Source organism: Paenibacillus sanfengchensis, from assembly GCF_036864765.1.
Lineage (GTDB): Bacteria > Bacillota > Bacilli > Paenibacillales > Paenibacillaceae > Fontibacillus > Fontibacillus sanfengchensis.
This window is the reverse complement of sequence record NZ_JBAGJC010000003.1, coordinates 179,712-200,469: the sequence shown is the minus strand read 5'-3', so window position 1 is coordinate 200,469 and position 20,758 is coordinate 179,712. Positions and strand designations below refer to the sequence as shown.

General features: G+C 51.2%; 19 protein-coding genes. 15 read left to right on the top strand and 4 right to left on the bottom strand.

The features are described 5' to 3' along the window. The first annotated feature begins 25 nt into the window (after positions 1 to 25). The 6 genes from rplT to V4U84_RS07145 all read left to right on the top strand — a co-directional run bounded on the left by rplT (position 26) and on the right by V4U84_RS07145 (position 5,972). On the top strand, positions 26 to 385 hold the full coding sequence (gene rplT, locus V4U84_RS07170) for a 50S ribosomal protein L20 (RefSeq protein WP_108464861.1): 360 nt from the start codon (positions 26 to 28) through the stop codon (positions 383 to 385). Positions 386 to 705: 320 nt separating this feature from the next. Beyond that, positions 706 to 1,776, top strand: coding sequence for a BMP family lipoprotein (locus V4U84_RS07165; protein ID WP_334076976.1), 1,071 nt, complete (start codon positions 706 to 708; stop codon positions 1,774 to 1,776). 123 nt (positions 1,777 to 1,899) lie between these two features. Continuing rightward, the gene (locus tag V4U84_RS07160; protein WP_334076975.1) at positions 1,900 to 3,438 is read left to right on the top strand and encodes an ABC transporter ATP-binding protein; all 1,539 of its coding nucleotides are present in this window, start codon (positions 1,900 to 1,902) and stop codon (positions 3,436 to 3,438) included. Next, entirely contained in the window at positions 3,431 to 4,504 is a 1,074-nt protein-coding gene (locus V4U84_RS07155; RefSeq protein WP_334073793.1) for an ABC transporter permease, read from the top strand. Before V4U84_RS07160 ends, V4U84_RS07155 begins: the two co-directional genes overlap by 8 nt. A gap of 1 nt (position 4,505) precedes the next feature. Then, the gene (locus V4U84_RS07150) at positions 4,506 to 5,465 is read left to right on the top strand and encodes an ABC transporter permease (protein ID WP_334076974.1); all 960 of its coding nucleotides are present in this window, start codon (positions 4,506 to 4,508) and stop codon (positions 5,463 to 5,465) included. Between the two features lie 198 nt (positions 5,466 to 5,663). Then, positions 5,664 to 5,972: a hypothetical protein gene (locus tag V4U84_RS07145; RefSeq protein WP_334073795.1), complete on the top strand. Its 309-nt coding sequence runs from the start codon at positions 5,664 to 5,666 to the stop codon at positions 5,970 to 5,972. 3 nt (positions 5,973 to 5,975) lie between these two features. On the opposite strand, the gene V4U84_RS07140 is transcribed toward V4U84_RS07145, so the two are convergent. After that, a complete protein-coding gene (locus V4U84_RS07140) occupies positions 5,976 to 6,431 on the bottom strand; it encodes a GNAT family N-acetyltransferase (protein WP_334076973.1) in 456 nt (151 codons plus the stop codon). Between the two features lie 656 nt (positions 6,432 to 7,087). On the opposite strand from V4U84_RS07140, the gene ilvB reads away from it, so the two are divergent. From ilvB to V4U84_RS07105, 7 genes are all read left to right on the top strand, one after another. Continuing rightward, complete coding sequence (gene ilvB, locus V4U84_RS07135; RefSeq protein WP_334076972.1) at positions 7,088 to 8,836, top strand: biosynthetic-type acetolactate synthase large subunit; 1,749 nt, start codon at positions 7,088 to 7,090, stop codon at positions 8,834 to 8,836. Further along, a complete protein-coding gene (gene ilvN, locus V4U84_RS07130; RefSeq protein ID WP_334073798.1) occupies positions 8,833 to 9,318 on the top strand; it encodes an acetolactate synthase small subunit in 486 nt (161 codons plus the stop codon). The genes ilvB and ilvN overlap by 4 nt, the downstream gene beginning before the upstream one ends. A 199-nt stretch (positions 9,319 to 9,517) precedes the next feature. After that, positions 9,518 to 10,510 (top strand): ketol-acid reductoisomerase, encoded by a 993-nt coding sequence (ilvC, locus tag V4U84_RS07125; RefSeq protein ID WP_334073799.1) that lies wholly within the window; start codon positions 9,518 to 9,520, stop codon positions 10,508 to 10,510. A 296-nt stretch (positions 10,511 to 10,806) separates the two neighbouring features. Continuing rightward, on the top strand, positions 10,807 to 11,886 hold the full coding sequence (gene leuB / locus V4U84_RS07120; protein WP_334073801.1) for a 3-isopropylmalate dehydrogenase: 1,080 nt from the start codon (positions 10,807 to 10,809) through the stop codon (positions 11,884 to 11,886). 203 nt (positions 11,887 to 12,089) lie between these two features. Continuing rightward, the gene (locus tag V4U84_RS07115) at positions 12,090 to 12,635 is read left to right on the top strand and encodes a peroxiredoxin (protein ID WP_334073802.1); all 546 of its coding nucleotides are present in this window, start codon (positions 12,090 to 12,092) and stop codon (positions 12,633 to 12,635) included. A 222-nt stretch (positions 12,636 to 12,857) separates the two neighbouring features. After that, positions 12,858 to 13,268, top strand: a complete 411-nt coding sequence (locus V4U84_RS07110; RefSeq protein ID WP_334073803.1) for a hypothetical protein — start codon at positions 12,858 to 12,860, stop codon at positions 13,266 to 13,268. A gap of 301 nt (positions 13,269 to 13,569) precedes the next feature. Further along, positions 13,570 to 14,676 carry an ATP-binding protein gene (locus V4U84_RS07105; protein WP_334073804.1) on the top strand — a complete coding sequence of 369 codons (1,107 nt, stop codon included), beginning with the start codon at positions 13,570 to 13,572 and terminating at the stop codon, positions 14,674 to 14,676. Positions 14,677 to 14,752: 76 nt separating this feature from the next. Here the strand turns inward: V4U84_RS07105 and V4U84_RS07100 are convergent, their stop codons facing one another. From V4U84_RS07100 to V4U84_RS07090, 3 genes are read right to left on the bottom strand one after another with little or no spacing between them, the layout of a single operon-like run. Further along, positions 14,753 to 14,917 carry a FeoB-associated Cys-rich membrane protein gene (locus tag V4U84_RS07100; protein ID WP_334076971.1) on the bottom strand — a complete coding sequence of 55 codons (165 nt, stop codon included), beginning with the start codon at positions 14,915 to 14,917 and terminating at the stop codon, positions 14,753 to 14,755. A 58-nt stretch (positions 14,918 to 14,975) separates the two neighbouring features. Further along, positions 14,976 to 16,994 carry a ferrous iron transport protein B gene (feoB, locus tag V4U84_RS07095; RefSeq protein ID WP_334073806.1) on the bottom strand — a complete coding sequence of 673 codons (2,019 nt, stop codon included), beginning with the start codon at positions 16,992 to 16,994 and terminating at the stop codon, positions 14,976 to 14,978. Further along, the gene (locus V4U84_RS07090; RefSeq protein WP_334076970.1) at positions 16,991 to 17,233 is read right to left on the bottom strand and encodes a FeoA family protein; all 243 of its coding nucleotides are present in this window, start codon (positions 17,231 to 17,233) and stop codon (positions 16,991 to 16,993) included. The genes feoB and V4U84_RS07090 overlap by 4 nt, the downstream gene beginning before the upstream one ends. A gap of 193 nt (positions 17,234 to 17,426) precedes the next feature. Between V4U84_RS07090 and V4U84_RS07085 the strand changes: the two genes are divergently transcribed. Next, the gene (locus V4U84_RS07085; RefSeq protein WP_334073808.1) at positions 17,427 to 18,386 is read left to right on the top strand and encodes an aldolase catalytic domain-containing protein; all 960 of its coding nucleotides are present in this window, start codon (positions 17,427 to 17,429) and stop codon (positions 18,384 to 18,386) included. A 163-nt stretch (positions 18,387 to 18,549) separates the two neighbouring features. After that, positions 18,550 to 20,676 (top strand): putative bifunctional diguanylate cyclase/phosphodiesterase, encoded by a 2,127-nt coding sequence (locus V4U84_RS07080; protein WP_334073809.1) that lies wholly within the window; start codon positions 18,550 to 18,552, stop codon positions 20,674 to 20,676. Positions 20,677 to 20,758 lie beyond the last annotated feature (82 nt).

Sequence of the window (20,758 nt, the reverse complement as noted above, 5' to 3'; positions counted from 1 at the left end):
ACAACTTATTGGGAGGTTTATTAATATGGCAAGAGTAAAAGGCGGATTCGTCGTTCGTCGTCGTCATAAAAAAGTATTGAAACTGGCTAAAGGTTATTTTGGTTCCAAACACCGCATCTTCAAAACCGCAAACGAGCAAGTTATGAAATCCTTGCTTTATGCATATCGTGACCGTCGCACGAAAAAACGCGACTTCCGCAGACTTTGGATCGTGCGTATCAACGCTGCTGCCCGTATGAACGGATTGTCTTACAGCAAATTGATGCACGGTTTGAAACTGGCTGAAGTAAACATCAACCGCAAAATGCTTGCGGACCTGGCTGTAAACGACATTAACGCATTCAACTCGTTGGCTACCGTGGCCAAGGAGAAAATTAACGCCTAATCGGCATGTTTTAGACGGCCGTCGTAACTGGTTGAGAAATTACCGGAAACGACGGCCGTTTTTGTGTTAAATAACGGCACTTGGGGTAGTCTATACATAGAAACGGAGTGGTGTTACCACAGTTTGAACAACCAGAATATTACACATAGCGAACGTTATGTGGCAATTATGTCGAAGGTAAGCGCTTCATTTCACAAAAAGGCGAAACTTATTTAACCTGCGGTCATTAAAAGTATGGATTTTACGCAAATTAAAAGGTATAATCGGTCTGTACATGAAGCCTAGACAAGGTTAAAAATCATAAGGGGGATTTAACGTCAATGAACAGAGCCTTCAAATTTTCTTTAGTCATGGTCCTCGCGCTGACAATGATACTGGCGGGATGCGGCAACAATAAGGGGAAAGCGGGCGAAAGCGGCGCTGCGCCCAATACGGGTGCCGGCAATACCCAGACGAGCGATGAGGCGAAGAAGGGGGCCGATATCAAGGTCGGTCTTGTTACAGACATTGGCGGCGTAAACGACAAGTCTTTCAACCAATCGTCTTGGGAAGCTCTTGAGGCACTGAACAAAGAGCAAGGCATTCAACACAAATACCTGCAAAGTAACAGCAGCGCAGACTATATTCCTAACTTGAACCAGTTCGTGCAAGGCGGTTATAATCTTACTTGGGCGATCGGCTTCGATCTTGGCGACGCTCTGAAACAAGTGGCGGACGCTAACCCGAACGCGAACCTGGCAATCATCGACAGTGTGGTGGAAGCACCAAACGTGGCCTCCGTTACATTTGCCGAAAATGAAGGTGCGTTCCTGGTCGGCGTGGTTGCCGGAATGACGACTAAAACGAACAAAATCGGGTTTGTCGGCGGAGCCGAAAGTCCGGTAATCAAACGCTTCGAAGTCGGCTTCCAAGCTGGTGTAAAGGCTGTTAACCCTAAAGCGGAAGTGAAAATTACTTACGCTGCCGCTTACGACAAACCGGATATCGGTAAATCGTTGGCGAGCCAGCTGTATAACGATGGCGCGGATATCATCTTCCCTGCTGCGGGACAAACCGGTAACGGCGTATTTAACGAAGCGAAGGCTCGCAACAATGCGGGCGGCTCAAAGGTTTGGGTTATCGGCGTGGACAAGGACCAATCGCTGGAGTTTGGCGATGACGTTACGTTGACTTCGATGATCAAACGGGTAGACGTCGCGGTTAAGAATATTACGCAACAAGTGATCGACGGTACGTTCAAAGGCGGTTCGGTAACGAACCTGACTCTGAAAGATGACGGCGTAGGTCTTCCGGAGACTTCCAAGAAGAATGTAAGCAAGGAAATTCTCGACAAAGTTGAAGAATACAAGCAAAAAATCATCAGCGGCGAAATCACGGTTCCTGCCGAGTAAGCAAGTTTTAATACGGCCGCTGTATTAAGCCGATAGTTTAATATGTATAAGCAGGCAAGGCCAGTGTGTTATCTCAGCTGGCCTTGTTGTTTGCGTAAATCCCATGATGGTGAGGGTGATTTCATGAGTACTGCGGCTACCGTAGTCGAGTTGAAGCAAATCACAAAATCTTTTCCCGGTGTTGTAGCCAATGATTCAATCAGCCTGACCTTACGTAAAGGTGAAATCCATGCGCTTCTGGGCGAAAATGGGGCAGGCAAATCCACTTTAATGAACATCCTGTTCGGACTCTATCAACCCGATCACGGCACGATCGAGATCAATGGACAGCAGGTGACGATCGACAACCCGAACAAAGCGATCAAGCTGGGCATCGGCATGGTGCATCAGCATTTTAAATTGGTACAGCCTTTTACGGTCACCGAGAACATTATCTTAGGGATGGAACCGAAGAAGGGAATAAATATCGACTATAAATCGGCGTCCGCCCAAGTGGCTAAACTGTCGGAACAGTACGGTCTTCAGATCGATCCCAATGCCAAAATTCAGGATATTTCGGTCGGAATGCAGCAGCGCGTCGAAATTATGAAGACCTTGTTCCGCGGCGCGGATATTCTCATATTTGACGAACCGACAGCGGTGCTTACGCCCCAGGAAATCATAGAGCTGATGACTATTATGAAAAGGCTGGTTGCGGAAGGCAAATCGATCATTCTCATCACGCATAAACTGAAGGAAATCATGGAGATTTCCGACAGAGTCACGATTATCCGTCGGGGGAAAGTCATCGATACGGTCGACACGAACAACACGAACCCGAACGAATTGGCCGCCAAGATGGTGGGACGGGATGTCACATTCCAAATTGACAAAAAAGAGCCGGTTGCCGGAGAACCGGTACTGCAGCTCAGTCAGGTCAAGATGCAAAACAAGAATGGCATTCCCGTGCTGAACGGTTTGGACCTGCAGGTGAGGGCCGGCGAAATCATCGGGATCGCCGGGGTGGACGGCAACGGACAAACGGAGTTGATCGAAGCCATTACGGGACTCCGCAAAATCAATTCCGGTTCCATCAAGTTATCGGGTAAGGAAATCGCCAATCTGCCGGTGCGCAAAATTATTGAAAGCGGGTTGTCCCATATTCCGGAGGACCGCCACAAGCACGGTCTGGTGCTCGATTTTTCCATCAGTGAGAATATGGTGCTCGAAACGTACTATAAGCATCCTTACAGCAAGAGCGGGTTTCTCGACCAGCGGACCGTAGACCGCCATGCCACAGAGCTTGTTGAGCAGTTCGACGTGCGCACCCCCAGCATTGAGACCAAGGCTCGCTCTTTGTCAGGGGGGAACCAGCAGAAAGCAATTATTGCGCGGGAAATAGACAAGAATCCGGATCTGCTGATCGCAGCTCAACCGACCCGCGGATTGGACGTTGGTGCGATCGAGTTCGTCCACCGGCAACTGATTGAACAGCGGGACAAGGGCAAGGCCGTGTTGCTGATTTCATTTGAGCTGGATGAGATTATGAATGTATCGGATCGAATCGCGGTCATTTACGAAGGCAGAATTGTCGGTGAAGTGCGCCCGCAGGATACGAACGATCAGGAACTCGGGCTGATGATGGCCGGTTTTATGGAGCAGGGAGGACAATCGCATGGATAAATTGCGCAAAATATTTACGCTGGACAGCCTGATCGTTCCGCTCGTAGCAATTTTGCTCGGCCTTTTGGTCGGCGCTGTAGTGATGCTTCTCGGCGGTTACAATCCGCTGGTTGCATATAGCGCATTGATCCAGCGTGTGATAGGCAATCCGTACGATTTCGGGGAGACGATTCGTCAAATTACTCCGCTGATCTTTACCGGTCTTGCGGTTGCCTTTGCGTTTCGTTCCGGGATGTTCAATATCGGTGCGGATGGGCAAGTGCTGATCGGGATGACGACCGCGACCTCCGTATCGCTGTTAATGACAGGCGTATCCTCGAATATCGTCGTGCCTTTGGCAGTCATTGCGGGCGGTGTCGCAGGCGGGCTTTGGGCGGCGATCGCCGGGTACCTGAAGGCCAAGCGCGGGATTAACGAAGTCATTACGACGATCATGTTGAACTGGACGGCTTTATATCTATCCAATTACGTGATCCGCCATTTCTTCCTCTTAAAGGGTCAGAATCGCTCGGAGGATATCGGAGCTTCGGCGGCGCTGACATTTTTGGCGGGGATCTTTAACAATGCGCGCGTCCATTGGGGAACGGTTATCGCCCTGCTCGCGGCGTTGTTCTTCTATGTCTATCTGTGGAAAACCAAGCAAGGGTATGAAATGCGTGCGGTTGGCTTCAATGCGAATGCGGCGGAATATGCCGGCATGAACGTGGGGCGCAATGTGGTGAAGGCCATGTTCATCAGCGGCGTGTTTGCCGGGTTGGCCGGAACTTTTGAAGTGCTTGGCGTATTCCATTATCAATCCGTGTTTGCGGCGTCGCCGGGATACGGTTTTGACGGCATAGCCGTTGCGCTTTTGGGGATGAATCATCCGTTCGGAGTTGTCCTGGCGGGTTCACTTTATGGTGTGCTTACTTACGGCTCCGCAGGCATGAGCTTTGCGGCGGGGGTTCCGCCGGAGCTGATCAAGATCATCATCGGCTCGATCATTTTCTTCATCGCGGCCCAGGGCATCGTACGGTTTGTGCTTAAACCATTCTACCTCAAGCGCAAGAAAGAGAAGGTGTTGTAATATGGACATTCTTACGCTGCTAGGCCAATTGTTAAATTCAACCCTTGTATTTTCAACAGCGCTGATATTCGCCGCGCTCGGCGGTATTTTCTCGGAGCGGTCGGGCGTCGTAAACATCGGCCTGGAAGGGCTGATGATTTTCGGGGCGTTCGCGGCCGGCGTAGGCACTTATTATGCCCAGGAAGCCGGGCTCGGCGGCATGGCCCCTTGGGTTGGCGTGATCGCCGCAGTTGTGGTGGGGATTCTTGGGTCTCTTATTCACGCGGTAGCAACCATTACGTTTAAGGCCGATCAAACCATCAGCGGGGTCGTCATCAACTTTTTGGCGGCCGGATTAACGGTGTACATCGTGAAGCTGATTTTTAACGGCTCGGCCGAAACTCCGCTCGTTAACGTATTCGAGAAAGAAGCGATCCCGGTGCTTCGGGATATCCCGATCATCGGGGAAGGCTTCTTCAACTCGTACCCAACAACTTATCTGGCGCTTATCCTTGTCATCGTTGCCTATTATATGCTGTTCAAGACCCCTTTCGGACTTCGCCTGCGTTCCGTCGGCGAATATCCCGGAGCGGCCGATACGCTCGGGGTGAATGTCTCGCGGATGCGCTACATCGGCGTGATGATCAGCGGCGCGCTGGCAGGGATCGGGGGCGCGACCATTACGCTCACGACGACAAGTACGTTTGCTCACAATACCATCTCGGGACAGGGTTTCATCGCCATCGCCGCGATGATCTTCGGGAAATGGAATCCGGTGGGCGCTTTGGGAGCCGCGATGTTTTTCGGATTCTCCCAGGCGATTCGGAACTATGTGCAGTTGTTCGAATGGTCGAGAAGCATTCCGCAGGAATTTATTTTCATGATTCCTTACGTGCTGACGATCATCGTCCTGGTCAGTGCGGTGGGGCGTTCTTCGGCACCGGCTGCATTGGGGACGCCTTACGATCCTTCAAAACGTTAGAATTGAAAAAGACAAGAAAAAGTGCGAGCCGCAAGGGGTTTCTCTCCTGCAGCCCGCGCTTTTTTTTTGCTTAAGGGGCCTATTTCTCCTAATGAAGAAGGCGATGGCGCAAGCGGAAACAAGGCGGCCCGAATATAGTGGTATGAAGACGAATAGCCGGATTTATGGCTAGGGATCCCACATTGGAGGAGGGTTACCATGAGCAAAAAGGTGACAAGGAAAGACGCCGAAAAGTGGCTCGGCAAGTCGATTATCGCCTATAAAAAGGACGGTGGGGTTGTAACGGGCAAGCTGGTCAAAATTAGCGGCAACCGTTTGATCGTTACGCAGAACTCCGGAAAAAAAGTCAAAACTAAAGCGATTATTCCGCTGGTTTTATTCGATTTGCTCGCGATCGGCGCATCCCCTTACGGTGGCTACGGCGGCTATGGTGGCTACGGCGGTTACGGTCCGTACGGACCGGGGCCTTACGGTTATCCTTACGGCGTAAAGCCCTACTTCTGGTGATTTTTATCGACGGGCAAGCAGTCTTTTTTCCAATTCATAGCACTCTGAGGGTTGGATAAAGCGAACCGTGCGGTATCCAAGGTTACGGTAAAATTGATGGGCCCGGGTATTATCGCTGTCCACCAAGACTTTGGCCCGGGAGCATCCGCGGGAACCGGCGAAATTTTCGGCATGGGCCAGCAGCGCTTTCCCATGCCGATTGCGCCGGTGCGCGGGAGCTACCGCCATCATATCGATATATAAAAGATCACCGTGCACCATGAAATGGATAAAGGCTATGGGATCGGATTCGTAATAAGGAGATACGACAAGCGTTACGCCCCTCGTCAGTCGTTTGGGCAGATCTTTCAAAACGGCCTTTAACTCTTGCGGAGGCAGATTGGAAAAGGGGACAAGCTCCTTATGGATTAATTCGAAAATGACCGGATCATCCTGTTTTGGCCTTCTGTAACGTATCATCCGCTCTTTTACCTCCTCCGGGATGACTTTGAATGAAAGATGCGCCACCCGAATAAAATTAGGCGCTTTACTCTATCATATGACGTAAGGAGGGCAAAGCGTTCCAGCCAAAACCAGCCGGATTTAAAGTCAACGGCAAACTCGGATTTTTCTCATCGCGTTGCCTGCGCTGAAATTCGTTTAAAAAACTGGCTCCAAATGGGTATTGACTCGAGATGTAAACTAATCATATAATGTTTCTAAACATTTTAACGATTACTGCAATCGGCAATCGGCGATGAAGAGGACGAAGGTTTAAGGGCTCTTTGCTCAGAGAATGGATGGATTTGCTGAGACCATCCTGCATTATCCCTTAAATGCGAGCTCACCTCGGAGCTGTTTCCCTGAAAAGCCGCAAGCGATCCTAGGTAAAGCTTGCGTACGGCCTATTAGGGGAAATCGTCAGGTCTGCGTTAAAGACCACGGGTATAGGTTTCATTTGGCCTGTACTCGTCAAGGCCCGGTACTGCGAAGAACCGGGTGAACATGGGTGGTACCACGGAAGCTAAACCTTTCGTCCCTCGGAATAGGAGACTATTCCGGCGGGCGGAAGGTTTTTTTGTTGCATAGATATTAAAAATTTAACGAATTACCCATTCTTGGAAGGAGGATGACTGATGAGCGCGCAAATTCCAGCAGTGCGGTCTACAGAACAATTACGTGAGAAATGGATGAAACCGGAAGTCATTTCCGGTTCGGAAATCTTGCTTCGCAGTTTGCTTTTGGAAGGTGTCGAGTGCGTCTTCGGTTACCCGGGAGGCGCGGTGTTGTACATTTACGACGCCTTGTACGGTTTTACCGATTTCCATCACCTGCTGACAAGACATGAGCAGGGGGCCATCCATGCGGCAGACGGTTATGCTCGCGCCAGCGGCAAGGTCGGTGTCTGCATCGCCACCTCCGGTCCGGGAGCGACCAATACGGTAACAGGGATCGCGACGGCCTACATGGACTCGGTTCCGCTCGTCGTCATTACGGGCAATGTCGTTTCCAACCTGATCGGAACCGACGCATTCCAGGAAGCGGACATCACCGGCATTACGATGCCGATCACGAAGCACAGCTATCTGGTAAGAAATGTCGAGGACTTGCCCCGCGTTATCCACGAGGCGTTCCACATCGCGAATACCGGAAGGAAGGGCCCGGTGCTGATCGACATTCCGAAGGATGTTTCGGCAAATAAAGCCCTGTTTGAACCGGTACAATCGATCGACCTGCGGGGGTATCATCCGACCGTCGTTCCGAATCGCTTGCAGCTCGACAAGCTCGCCACGGCGATTCAGGAGGCGGAGCGCCCGGTCATCCTGGCCGGCGGGGGCGTCGTTTACTCGGGCGGCCACGAGGCGCTGCTGGAACTAGTCAACAAGACGGAAATTCCGATTACAACAACATTGCTCGGCCTCGGCGGATTCCCGAGCGGACATGACCTGTGGATGGGCATGCCGGGGATGCACGGGACTTATACGGCAAACCAGTCGATTCAGCAAGCCGATCTGTTGATCAACATCGGAGCGAGATTCGACGACCGGGTAACCGGACGGCTGGACGGCTTCGCCCCACATGCGAAAATCGCCCACATCGATATCGATCCGGCGGAGATCGGTAAGAACGTCAAAACCGAAATTCCGATTGTCGGCGACGTGAAGACCGTACTGGAAATGCTGAATCCTTTGGTCGGACGCGCGGCAAAGGCGGATGACTGGAGAACGAAAATCCGGGAATCCAAGGAGAAGTACCCGTTCCGTTACAAGGATTCCGATACGGTGCTGAAGCCGCAATGGGTCATTGAGCATTTGAATGAAACGACCCGTGGGGAAGCGATCGTAACGACCGATGTCGGCCAGCATCAAATGTGGACGGCCCAATATTACAAATTCAATCAGCCGCGCTCCTGGATCACTTCCGGGGGATTGGGGACGATGGGCTTCGGATTCCCGTCGGCCATCGGCGCGCAAATGGCACATCCCGACCGTTTGGTGATCTCGATCAACGGGGACGGCGGAATGCAGATGTGTGCTCAAGAACTGGCGATTTGCGCCATCAACAACATTCCAGTCAAAATCGTCGTCATCAATAACCAGGTTCTGGGAATGGTGCGGCAGTGGCAGGAATTGATTTACGACAACCGGTACAGTCATATCGATTTGGCCGGCAGCCCGGATTTCGTGAAGCTGGCGGACGCTTACGGCGTGAAAGGCCTGCGGGCGACCAACAAAGAGGAAGCCAAGCAGGCATGGAAGGAAGCGATGGAAACGCCGGGGCCGGTATTGGTGGAGTTTGTGGTTGAAAAGGGAGAAAATGTCTATCCGATGGTACCTCAAGGTTCCACCATTGATCAAATGCTGATGGGGGACGATGAATCATGATAAAGAGCCACGCTATATCCGTTTTGGTAAATGACCAGCCAGGTGTTCTGCAGCGCGTGTCCGGCCTGTTCGGCCGGCGCGGCTTCAATATCGAGAGCATTACCGTCGGGCAGTCCGAGGAAGAAGGATTGTCCCGGATGATCATCGTGACTCAGGGGGACGATAAAACCCTGGAACAAATCGAGAAGCAGCTGTACAAACTGATCGATGTGATCAAGGTGGTCAATCTTAGTTCCAAGCCGATGGTCGCCAGGGAACTGGCGCTGATCAAAGTTAAGTCGGAACCGGCGGAGCGTCCGGAAATTATGGGCGTTGTGGAAACGTTCCGCGCCGCGGTCGTGGATATCGGAACGAACAGCATGATGGTCCAGGTTGTGGGCGATACGGAAAAAATCGATGCCATGATCGAACTGCTGCACCCTTACGGAATCCGCGAACTTTCCCGAACCGGGGTTACGGCTATGGTACGGGGAAACGCCTAAATCTTAGGCCATATTAAATTTTATCCAAATCATCAACACTCTCCGCCCCGTTGGCGGGGGATTGATGGGGCCGAAGGGTACAGCAGAAGAAGCCGAAATGCCGCCAGGTCTCATGAATCACCCGTCAAACAGGCGGAGAACCAAATATAACAGGGATATGCGAAACGCATACCCGCAATTTATGGGAGGGCATTAGAAAATGGCAGTTACTTTGTACTATGAACAAGATGCAGAACTCAGCGTATTGAAAGGAAAGACCATTGCAATCATCGGATACGGCAGCCAAGGTCATGCCCATGCGCAAAACCTGCGCGAAAGCGGTCTTCAAGTCGTCATCGGTCTTCGTGAGGGCAAGTCTTTCAACAAGGCGAAAGAAGACGGATTTGAAGTGCTTTCCGTAGCGGAAGCGACCAAACGTGCGGATGTCGTGCAAATCCTGATGCCGGATGAAACTCAAGCGGCCGTGTACAACAGCGAAATTGCGCCAAACCTGAAAAAGGGTGCAGCTCTCATGTTCGCGCACGGTTTCAACGTACACTTCGGACAAATCGTACCGTCTCCGGACAATGATGTGCTCCTTGTTGCTCCTAAATCCCCAGGTCATATGGTTCGCCGTACTTATGTTGAAGGATTCGGGGTTCCCGGTCTGATCGCCATCCATCAGGATGCTACCGGTAAAGCCAAAGAAATCGGACTGGCTTATGCCAAAGGGATCGGTTGTACACGTGCCGGGGTTATCGAAACTTCCTTCCGTGAGGAAACCGAAACCGATTTGTTCGGGGAGCAAGCCGTACTGTGCGGCGGCGTAAGCGCGCTGATCAAAGCGGGCTTCGAAACCTTGACCGAAGCGGGTTATGCTCCGGAAATGGCTTACTTCGAGTGCTTGCACGAACTGAAGCTGATCGTCGACCTGATCTATGAAGGCGGATTGGCAACAATGCGCGACTCCATTTCCAACACGGCGGAATATGGCGACTATGTAACAGGTCCTCGCGTAGTAACGGAAGAAACGAAGAAAGCGATGAAAGAAGTGCTTGCCGATATTCAACAAGGCAAATTTGCCCGCGACTTCATCCTGGAAAATCAATCGAATCGCGCTTTCCTTACGGCGACGCGCCGCAACGAAGCCAACCACCCGATCGAAGTTGTCGGCAAAGAGCTGCGCGGCTTGATGCACTGGATCAAGAAATAAGAAGTTTTAAAGCGGCGGCATAAGCGTCATAGCCCAAGTTGGCCATTCCTTCGCAAACCTTTGCTTTAGAGCATTGCGGAGCTAAAGAAAATGGAACAATAAAGCGTGCTCGGATATGCCAATATACAAAGAGAAGAAACGCAGAGCCAAACGGCTTTGCGTTTCTTTTTTTTCTTCTATAGCTAGAACCTATAAGTCTAATAGATTCTATATCTTGGTTAAACATAAACGATTATGTTACAACTAAAACAGGAGTTTATTCGAGTGAGTTACCGAGAGAAAGGGAGTAGTCAATCATGCCAGAAGTTAAAAAAATCGCAGTGATTCCCGGGGACGGAATTGGCCCTGAAGTGGTAGCCGAAGCGGAAAAAGTGCTGAAGCGGACGGAAGAGCTGTTTGGATATCGCTTTGAAACGGAGCATGCGTTGTTCGGGGGCATCGCCATCGATCAAAAAGGGACGCCTCTCCCGCAGGATACACTGGAGATTTGCAAACGAGCCGACGCTGTGCTCTTAGGGGCGGTTGGCGGGCCAAAATGGGACAACAATCCGAAGGAGCTTCGGCCCGAGACCGGATTGCTTGGCATCCGTAAAGCGTTGGGCCTGTTCTCTAACCTGCGTCCCGCCGTGGTCTTCGATTGCCTGAAGGACGCTTCCACGTTAAAGCCGGAAGTGCTTGAGGGTACGGACCTGATCGTCGTCCGTGAACTGACCGGAGGCATCTATTTCGGCGAAAAATACCGCCGTGATACGGAGAACGGCCAGGAGGCTGTCGACACCTGCGCCTACAATGTGAGCGAGGTGGAGCGCATCGTCCGCCAGGCTTTCGAAATTGCCCAAAAACGCCGCAAGAAGCTGGCGTCCGTGGATAAAGCAAACGTGCTGGAAACCTCCCGCCTGTGGCGCGAGGTAGTCAACCGGATCGCACCGGAGTATCCGGATGTGGAGCTGGAGCACGTGCTGGTCGACAATTGCGCGATGCAGTTGCTGCGCCGCCCTTCAAGCTTTGACGTCATTGTAACGGAGAACATGTTCGGCGACATTTTAAGCGATGAGGCGGCGATGCTGACCGGATCGATCGGGATGCTGTCCTCGGCTTCCCTTGGGGAAGGCAGCTTCGGATTGTACGAACCGGTTCACGGTTCGGCCCCGGATATCGCCGGGCAGAACTTGGCTAACCCGATCGCCACGATTCTTTCGGTCGCGCTTATGTTCCGCATGACATTCGGCTATGCGGATGCGGCGGATGCGATCGAACGCGCCGTAGCCGATGTGTTGAACGCCGGACATCGTACCGGAGACATTGCGGTGGACAAGAGCAAATCGCTAGGCACGACCGCGATGGGAGATCTCATTGTCGCCGCAATGCGGAAATAAAGCGGGCGGCATGATCCGCCAATCAAATGAGAAATTCAAAGAAAAAGTTAATTTATAATAATTATTAAAAAGAAAATGTTACAATATTGACTTTGAAAATTCCGGATGGTACCATTTGAATTGTGGCCAAAAGCCGTAAGCTAAACCTGTGATACAGAAACCTCCGGGTTTCTTACATATTTATTAAAGGGGGCTTTTTTCAAATGGCGGAACGTTTGGTAGGAAGACCTGCTCCGGATTTTGACATGGCGATCGTAACGGGTGACGGCAAGGAGTTTGGACGCAGAAAATTGTCCGATTATCGCGGCAATTGGTTGGTATTCTTCTTCTATCCTCTCGACTTTACCTTCGTTTGCCCGACGGAAATTACAGCCCTTAGCGAGGCATACGCCCAGTTCAAGGAGCTGGATACGGAGATTTTGGGTGTCAGCATCGATTCCGAGCACAGCCATAAGGCTTGGATCAACACGCCGAAAGAAAACAACGGTTTGGGTCAGCTGAACTTCCCGCTCGCTTCGGATATTACGAAGAGCGTTGCCCGTGACTACGGCGTTCTGATTGAAGAAGAGGGCGTAGCCCTGCGCGGTTTGTTCATCATCGATCCGGATGGCGAATTGAAATATCAAGTGGTTAACCACAATGATGTGGGCCGCAGCGTAGAAGAAACGCTCCGCGTGCTTCAGGCTCTGCAATCCGGCGGTTTGTGCCCGATGAACTGGAAACCCGGCGACAAAACGCTCCAAGTCTAATAAGTAAATAGCCGTTAGGCCCCCTGTTGGCAAAAGTCCGCAACAGGGGGCCTTTTGCCCTGTCTTTTTGTGTGTAGGCCGTCCTTCGTATTTTTTAAGATCAACGGGTTCATCCTGTTAGCTGTAAAGGAATTTGCGGCCGTTGTCGAGAATAAATATAGGCAATCACAAAAAATGCCAATAGGACAGTTCGGAAGCTTGAACAGGAAAGGGTGTCGGGGAATGAGTTTTTGCTGTGGCGCAAGTATGGTCGGAACCAAAGGGACATTAAAGCACTACCGCACCCAGGTTCATAATGTTCCGCTTCTTTTTTGCCCGGTTTGCCATAGAGTTGAAGTCCACTACAAAGTGGAAAACGAGTATGAAGTGCTTGCAGAGTATGCGCATGGGGACGGACTTTCGGAGATTGATTTTCAGGATTTCATCATGGAGGACGAGGACTCCATTTTTGGGAACTGCGTCAATCGGGAGGATGAAGACCCGATGGATCTGGTGCAGAACCAGATCGACATGTCGCTCGACCTGCTCTCGGTGGCCAAGCAAATCGGTGATGACAAATGGGAAGCTGAGCTGAAAAAGCGTCTCGCGGTGATGAGCAGACGCAGGGCGAGATTACTGCAACAAAATAGCTAGGAAATGAAATAGCTCCCGATCTCGGGGGCTATTTCATTTTACAGAATCATGACTTAACCGAAAACCCCTTTTTTCGACAGGATCTCTGATTGACGATATTTGGAAGTCTTTACTATGATTGATTTAAGCCGTTTTATTTACGCGGCAGCAGTTCGAAGTTACATACAGGACGAGCTCATGGAATAGGAAACAAGGTGGAAAGATGTAGATTCATACTGTATTGCAGGTATGAACATCCGCATAGTGATCAGTCGTTGTAGTGGAGGCAGAAAGATCATTCGGAGAAAAAGGGGGAACCGACTTGTTGAGCGAATTCCAGGAGACACTGCTTCAATCTGTGAAAGCGTATCAATCCACCCAACTTGTGAAGAACAAGTACGAGAATGTACTCCAACATCTTGACAGCGGCATTATGCTATTTGACAGCGATGGGGTTTTAACGTTTGTCAATGTTCAGATGGCCAGGCTGCTGGAGATTCCTCGCCACTCGCTTATCGGCTGCAATTTACTTCAACTGCTTCGCCACCCTCACCTTAGCCGGTTTAAGAAGAAGAAAATTCTCAGAGTTTACCGTGAAACGATTTTTTACCGCAAGAAGAATCATGAATTGGTTGACGAATACGGAAGGTACTGGCTGACCACGGTGACCTACGGAGACCAGATGGACGGCGATTTTTTGCTCAGCGTTAAGGATGTATCCGACTTTAAACTGATCGAGCAGACGGCTTATCAGAATGACAAGCTTGCGATGCTGGGGAAAATATCGGCGGCCATCGCTCACGAAATCCGGAATCCGCTCACGGCAATCCGCGGCTTTATTCAGCTGCTCCGGCCTCATTTGATTCAACTGGGCAGAGATGAATACGCCCGTATCATCTTGACCGAAATCGATCGGGCCAACGACATTATTTATGAATTTTTAAATTCGTCCAAGCCCACCGCCCCGCAGAAAACGGTAATGAGCATCACCTCGCTGCTGAAAGAGGTCGTTTTGTTGACGGAAAGCGAAGCACTTATGAAAGGATGCGAAATTCATCTGAAAGAAGCCGATACCGTCATGAACGTTTCCATCGATGTAAAGCAGATCAAGCAGGTGCTGCTCAATATGATCAAAAATGCGATGGAGGCCATCGAGGAAGTTGAGGGCGATCATTCGGGAGTCATCGAGATTCAGGTAAAACCGGAGGGGCGTTACGTCAACATTACGATACAGGACAACGGAAACGGCATGGACAAAGCCTTGCTTGCGCGTTTGTTCGATCCTTTTTTTACAACGAAAGAGAAGGGGACGGGCCTGGGGTTGTCGGTCAGCTACCGGATCGTGAAGAATCACCGGGGCAACATCCATGTTGAGAGCGCGAAGGGAGTCGGGACGGTCTTCGTCATCGCCTTGCCTTTAGTCATATAACCGAACCGGCTTTACCAGCGATCGGTAAATGCAAAAAGTGCTGGCTGTAAAGGAAGAACCTTTGCAGCCAGCACTTTTAATTTTTGGAATTCGGGGAGGAAGAAGATTTAGTGCAAGCCATGGCGCAGGATTTGTTTTGCGAACAGGAGGCGCAAGCGCCTTTCCGGCTTTTGCGGAACCCGCGGAACAGAGCGACAGCGGCGAAAACAAACACGGTGCCGGCGATCAGAATATCTGCCATATGAAGAAGCTCCCTTCAAGGCTATAGGTTGAGTAAGCATGGTCAAGCGTACTTTTAGTCATAGACCGATCCATAATCCGCCTTGATAAATGATCAAGGCCACGAGATAAGCCAGGGTGAGGGAGTAGACGATCGAAAACAGCGTCCACTTCCAAGAAGCCGTTTCTTTGCGAAGGACTCCCACCGTGGCGAGGCAAGGCGTGTACAACAGAACGAACGCCATAAAGCTGTAGGCCTGCAGCGGGCTGAACGCCGCCGCGATTTGTCCTTGCAGCCCGGTCAGATCGGGTACGTGATAAATGATATTCATCGTGGATACGACGACCTCTTTGGCCATAAAGCCGGTGATCAACGCGGCCCCCGACTGCCAAGTGCCGAAACCTACCGGCTCCAGAACTCCGGCGAACAGGCCGCCAACGGCAGCCAGGTAACTGTCATCCATATTTTCCGCAATGCCTCCGGGTCCCAGATAGGTCATCAGCCAAATCAGCACGGAACCGCCAAGAATAAAGGTACCCGCTTTGCGCAGAAAGCCTTTGCCTTTTTCCCAGGTGCTGCGGAAGAGAGTGACGGCCTGGGGCAACCGGTAGGGGGGAAGCTCAACCATAAAGAAGGACTTCTCCCCTTTAAAAATAAACCGGGAAAACAACTTGGCCAGGACCAGCGCCAAGACGATGCCCAGCACATAAAGCGACAGGACCACCAATGCCTGGGATTCTGCAAAAAAGACGCCGGCGAACAGCGCGTAAACAGGCAAGCGGGCGGAACAGGACATCAGCGGCGTCAGCAGCATGGTCAGCAGCCGTTCTTTGGGCTGTTCCAGGCTTCGCGATGCCATGACGGCCGGGACATTGCAGCCGAAGCCGATGATAAACGGAATTAGCGCTTTGCCGTTCAACCCGACGATCTCCATCAATTTATCCATCATGACAGTGATGCGGGCCATGTATCCGGAATCCTCAATAAAAGAAATAATCAGGAACATAATAAAAATTTGGGGCACGAAGACCAGCACGCCGCCGACACCGCCGATAATCCCATCGATGATGAGCGCGCGGGTGAACTCCGAGGCACCTACGGCCTCAAGGGCTTGAACCGCCAGACTGCTGAACGGGCCGGTGATAAAGCCCTCCAGCATATCCGATAGCGGATTTCCGAGCCAATCAAACGTAAGCTGGAAGGTCAGAAACATAAACACCAGGAAAAGCGGAATCCCCCAAACCGGGTGAGCCGCGATTTTATCCAACTTTTCCGTCAGCGTGTGGGGTGTGGATTGGCTGAGGTCGACCGCTTCCCGACAAATTTGCTGAATTAGCTCTGTCCGTACTTTTCGGATATACTCCTGCAGGGAGGCGAAATCCCGCCCTTTCCCGGAGAACAGCTGTTGTTCCGCCTGTTCCTTGATCCCTGAAACCCGGGAACGCAGCGCGGCGTCGAGGGAGGAAGATTCCATCACCACCGGATTGTTCTCCAGCATTTGGAGCGCTAGCCAACGCGGCGACAAAGCTGGGAAAAGGTCGTTTACTTCCTGGGAAATAAGTGCAATCGCCCTTTCGACAACCTCTCCGTAATCGATCCGGAATTCGGCCTCCTCCGTTGCTTCGGCCCGGGACATCGCCAGCAGCAGTTCTTTGCTCCCGGCTCCGGTGCGGGCGATCAGCGGGACGAGCTTCGAATGAAGCCGCGAGGCCAAAATTTCCGTATCAATGACCAATCCGCGAGATTTGGCCACATCGACCATGTTTAACCCGATGATAACAGGCTTGCCGTATTCAAGCAGTTGCATCGTCAAATACAAATTCCGTTCCAGTTGCGAGGCGTCAACGATGTTGATCAGCAGGGAGGGTGAGCCGGTCAGCAAAAATTCGGCAGCTACGCCTTCATCCCGGGATAAAGGGTGGAGCGAATAAATGCCGGGCAAATCGGTTAGTACACCGCTCTTGTCTTTTAGCCGGCCGACTTTTTTTTCGACCGTTACGCCGGACCAATTGCCGACATATTCATAAGAACTGGTAAGCGTGTTGAACAAAGAGGTTTTACCGGTATTCGGATTTCCGACCAGAACGGCATCGCTCATGAGACAGCCACCTCGATATGGACCGCTTCTTTCTTGCGGATCCCTAAGAGTTGACCGCCGCATTCCAACACAACTGGCCCTCCCCAGAGACAGTATTGTTTCACCTGAATAGCGGATCCCTCCGAAATGCCCAAATCGGCCAGCCGGCGTTTGAGGACGGGATCGATATTGCCGAATTGGCAGATGGTGCCGGAATCGCCCGGCTTTAAATTCATTAAACAGTTGCGGCAAAAAGCCATCGGGCCTCACACCTTTCTTATTATAATATCGATACTGATAATCAATCTCAATTATACTGGAATTAATATACCATGTCACAAAAAACGCCAACTGTGATAAATATCACTCGGAAAACAAGACTGTTCTTTACTTTTGGTTTTGCCTTCAAGTAAGATGGATATTAATACACACAAGGGAAAGGGATCGGTAAAGATGAAGACAAATCATTGTAAAATTGTCGATTGCACGATACGCGATGGAGGATTAGTCAACAACTGGGATTTTAGTGTGGAATTTGTTCAAAAATTGTATGCCGGTCTCAACGAGGCGGGCGTGGATTATATGGAAATCGGGTATAAAAATTCGCCGAAACTTTTAAAAGGGGCCGATCAAGCGGGCCCGTGGCGGTTTTTGGACGATGAATTCCTGAAGAAAGTAATTCCGCAAAAAGGGAAAACGAAGCTATCGGCCCTGGTGGATATCGGACGCGTGGATGAAAATGACATTTTGCCGCGCAGCGAAAGCCTGCTCGATCTCATCCGGGTCGCCTGTTACGTGAAGGACGTGGATAAGGCGCTTAAGCTGGTGCAATTGTTCCATGATCGGGGATATGAGACCACCTTGAACATTATGGCGCTGTCCAATGTAATGGAGCATGAATTGCTTGAAGCTTTTGAATTGATCAAAGAGAGCGTCGTCGACGTCGTCTACATCGTCGATTCTTACGGCAGCCTTGACTACAAGGATATGGAACACCTTGTCAACAAGTTCAAGACGCATTTGCCGAACAAACGGCTGGGCGTCCACACCCATAACAACTTGCAGTTGGCCTTCAGCAACACGCTTGTCGCCGCGGACCTCGGCGTCGAGCTTCTCGATGCTTCGGTGTACGGGATGGGCCGCGCCGCGGGAAACTGCCCGACGGAACTGCTCGTAACGCACTTGAAGAACACCGACTACAAGCTTCGTCCGGTTCTTGAGGTGCTGGAGGAACTGTTGATTCCGCTCCGCGAGAAGGAGGAGTGGGGATATCTGGTTCCCTACATGATTACCGGGACGCTGGATGAGCATCCGCGCTCGGCGATGGCGCTTCGGGCTTCGTCGGATAAAGACAAGGCCGTTGAATTTTATGATAAATTGACGACCCCGGAAGTCAGTTTCGAGAAGAAATAATACAGATGTTTTCCCACCCGAACCCGGCGTATATGCCGGGTTTTTCTTTGGAAACCTTTTATGTTATTTCGTGTTTGGCGCAGGCAGGAAAAGGTCGTTTTTTGTTGAATTGTACTAGTGATTATAGCTTCAAAGATACTTACCTCCGGGGGTTGAACATATCATGGGAATCAGAACAGAGGAGAAGGTAACCGTTATCCAAGGAGTGATCGGTCTGGGGGTCATGCTGGCGGCATTGACAACGTTCGCCGGAATACGGGCGAATCCGTCCTCCATGGAGGCGTTGAAAACGGTGCAATTGCTGTCGGGTCTGATTTGCGGTGCGATTTCCTTTGCGATCTTCACTCAAGGCTGGATCCTATTTACCGACAAATTATCGAGGCAGCGGCTGTATTCGGCGGTGCTTTTCTTTCTATTGGGTGCTCTCGATATGCTGTATACCGCTGGGATCGGCCAAATCCGGTTGTTCGGCCTGGAAACGGGCCAGGGCTTGACCGCAGCTTTTTTGATAATCGCCAATGCGGTGTGCTCGATCGGAATGCTGGTTATTTTCTCGCTACCCGACCGGCAAATTTCGGGCAAACATAAACTGTTCGTATTTATGGGAACCGCGTTGGTTAGCGCGGCCGGAGTTGTTTTGCTCTATACATATCAAAAGTACCTGCCCGCATCATGGATGGAATCGCATCACCGAATCCCCGGAAAAATCGCTTTGTGTATTGCCATACTGGGCCTTTACGCGGCCGCGATCACCGCGATCTTGTACCGTTACCGCAAGGAACGGCCGCCGGCGGCGATGATGGTCATTCGGGCGTTGATGTTTATGATGATGAGCTTCCCTCCGCTGGTGTTCGGCAACCCGGCCGGGATTGGTTTCATGCCTGCCATCGGAAGCGGGTATCTGGTAATCTCTTATTATTTCGTGCTAAAAGGGGTCTACCATCTGACGATTGACGAGCCTTTTCGCGGACAGCAGGCCGTGGAAGCGCGGATGCAGCATATGGCCTACCATGATGATCTGACGGGACTGCCGAATCTTAGACAGTTGAAAGAGATGCTTGCTGTGTTGCTCGATTCGGATAAAAAACAGGAACCCGTCCGGGCCGGAGTGGCCGTCATCAACATCAACCGTTTCAAGGCCATTAACGATTCCTTGGGCTATAGTGCCGGAGATCAACTCCTCACGGAACTGGGAGTTCGGTTAAAGGGGTTGTGCCTTCCCGGCGAAGAAGTATTCCGCATGGGAGAGGATGAGTTTGCGGTTCTTTTTTCAGTGCCGACCGGATCGTCCGGGTTTGAAAAGAGAGCGGAGCAGATGCTGGAATCGGTAAATCCCTCGGTCCGGATCGATGACACGGAATTTCATATCTCGCTCAGCATGGGAATATCGCTGTTTCCGGAAGACTGCCAGTCCGTCGATCAGCTGATTCAATATGCCGATATGGCCGTGCACCATGCCAAGGAGCATGATCTCGTCTTTATTCGGTATACGGAGACGATGAAGAAACGGACCCAAGCGAAGGTTGAACTGGAGAATGATATGCGAAAAGCCCTGCTTCGGAGTGAGTTTTTTCTGGAATATCAGCCTCAATTCAGCTTGCAGACAGGGAGAATGGTCGGAATGGAGGCGCTGGTCCGCTGGAATCATCCGAAACGCGGTCTGATTTCGCCTGGCGAGTTTATTCCGCTGGCCGAAGAATCGGGCCTGATCGTCCCGCTGGGGGAGTGGGTGCTCAGAACCGCTTGCCGGGATACGAAAAATTGGCAAACCCAAGGCTACGAGCCGGTATGCGTATCGGTCAACCTGTCGATGCGTCAATTCCGGCAGTATAATCTGGCCGACAAGGTGGATGCGATTTTGCGGGAAGTCGGCCTGGACCCCGACTATTTGGAACTGGAAGTGACGGAGAGCATGACCTTCGATATCGAGACGGCATTAAGCCAATTGCAGAGCTTGAAACGTCTGGGGGTACATATCAGTATCGACGATTTCGGTACGGGGTACAGCTCGCTCAATTATTTAAAAAGTTTGCCGATCGACCGGCTTAAGATCGACCGCTCCTTTGTAAAGGAAGTGATGCTCGACGGCAATGATGCCGCGATCGTTTCCACCATTACTACGATGGCCCACCACCTCAAGCTAAGGGTGACGGCGGAAGGGGTCGAGAATGAAGCGCAGCTGAAATTTTTGCGGGAACAAAACTGCCATGAAGGACAGGGGTATTTGTTCAGTCGGCCGGTGCCCGCTCCCGTGCTGGAAAGCCAGTTCCTTAGCCGGTTGGTCGGCTAAGGAACTGTTTTTGGCTTATTGCAAAAAAAACACTTGCATCCGATTTTACAAAGTGTTAATATATATTTTGTCTTCACGAACG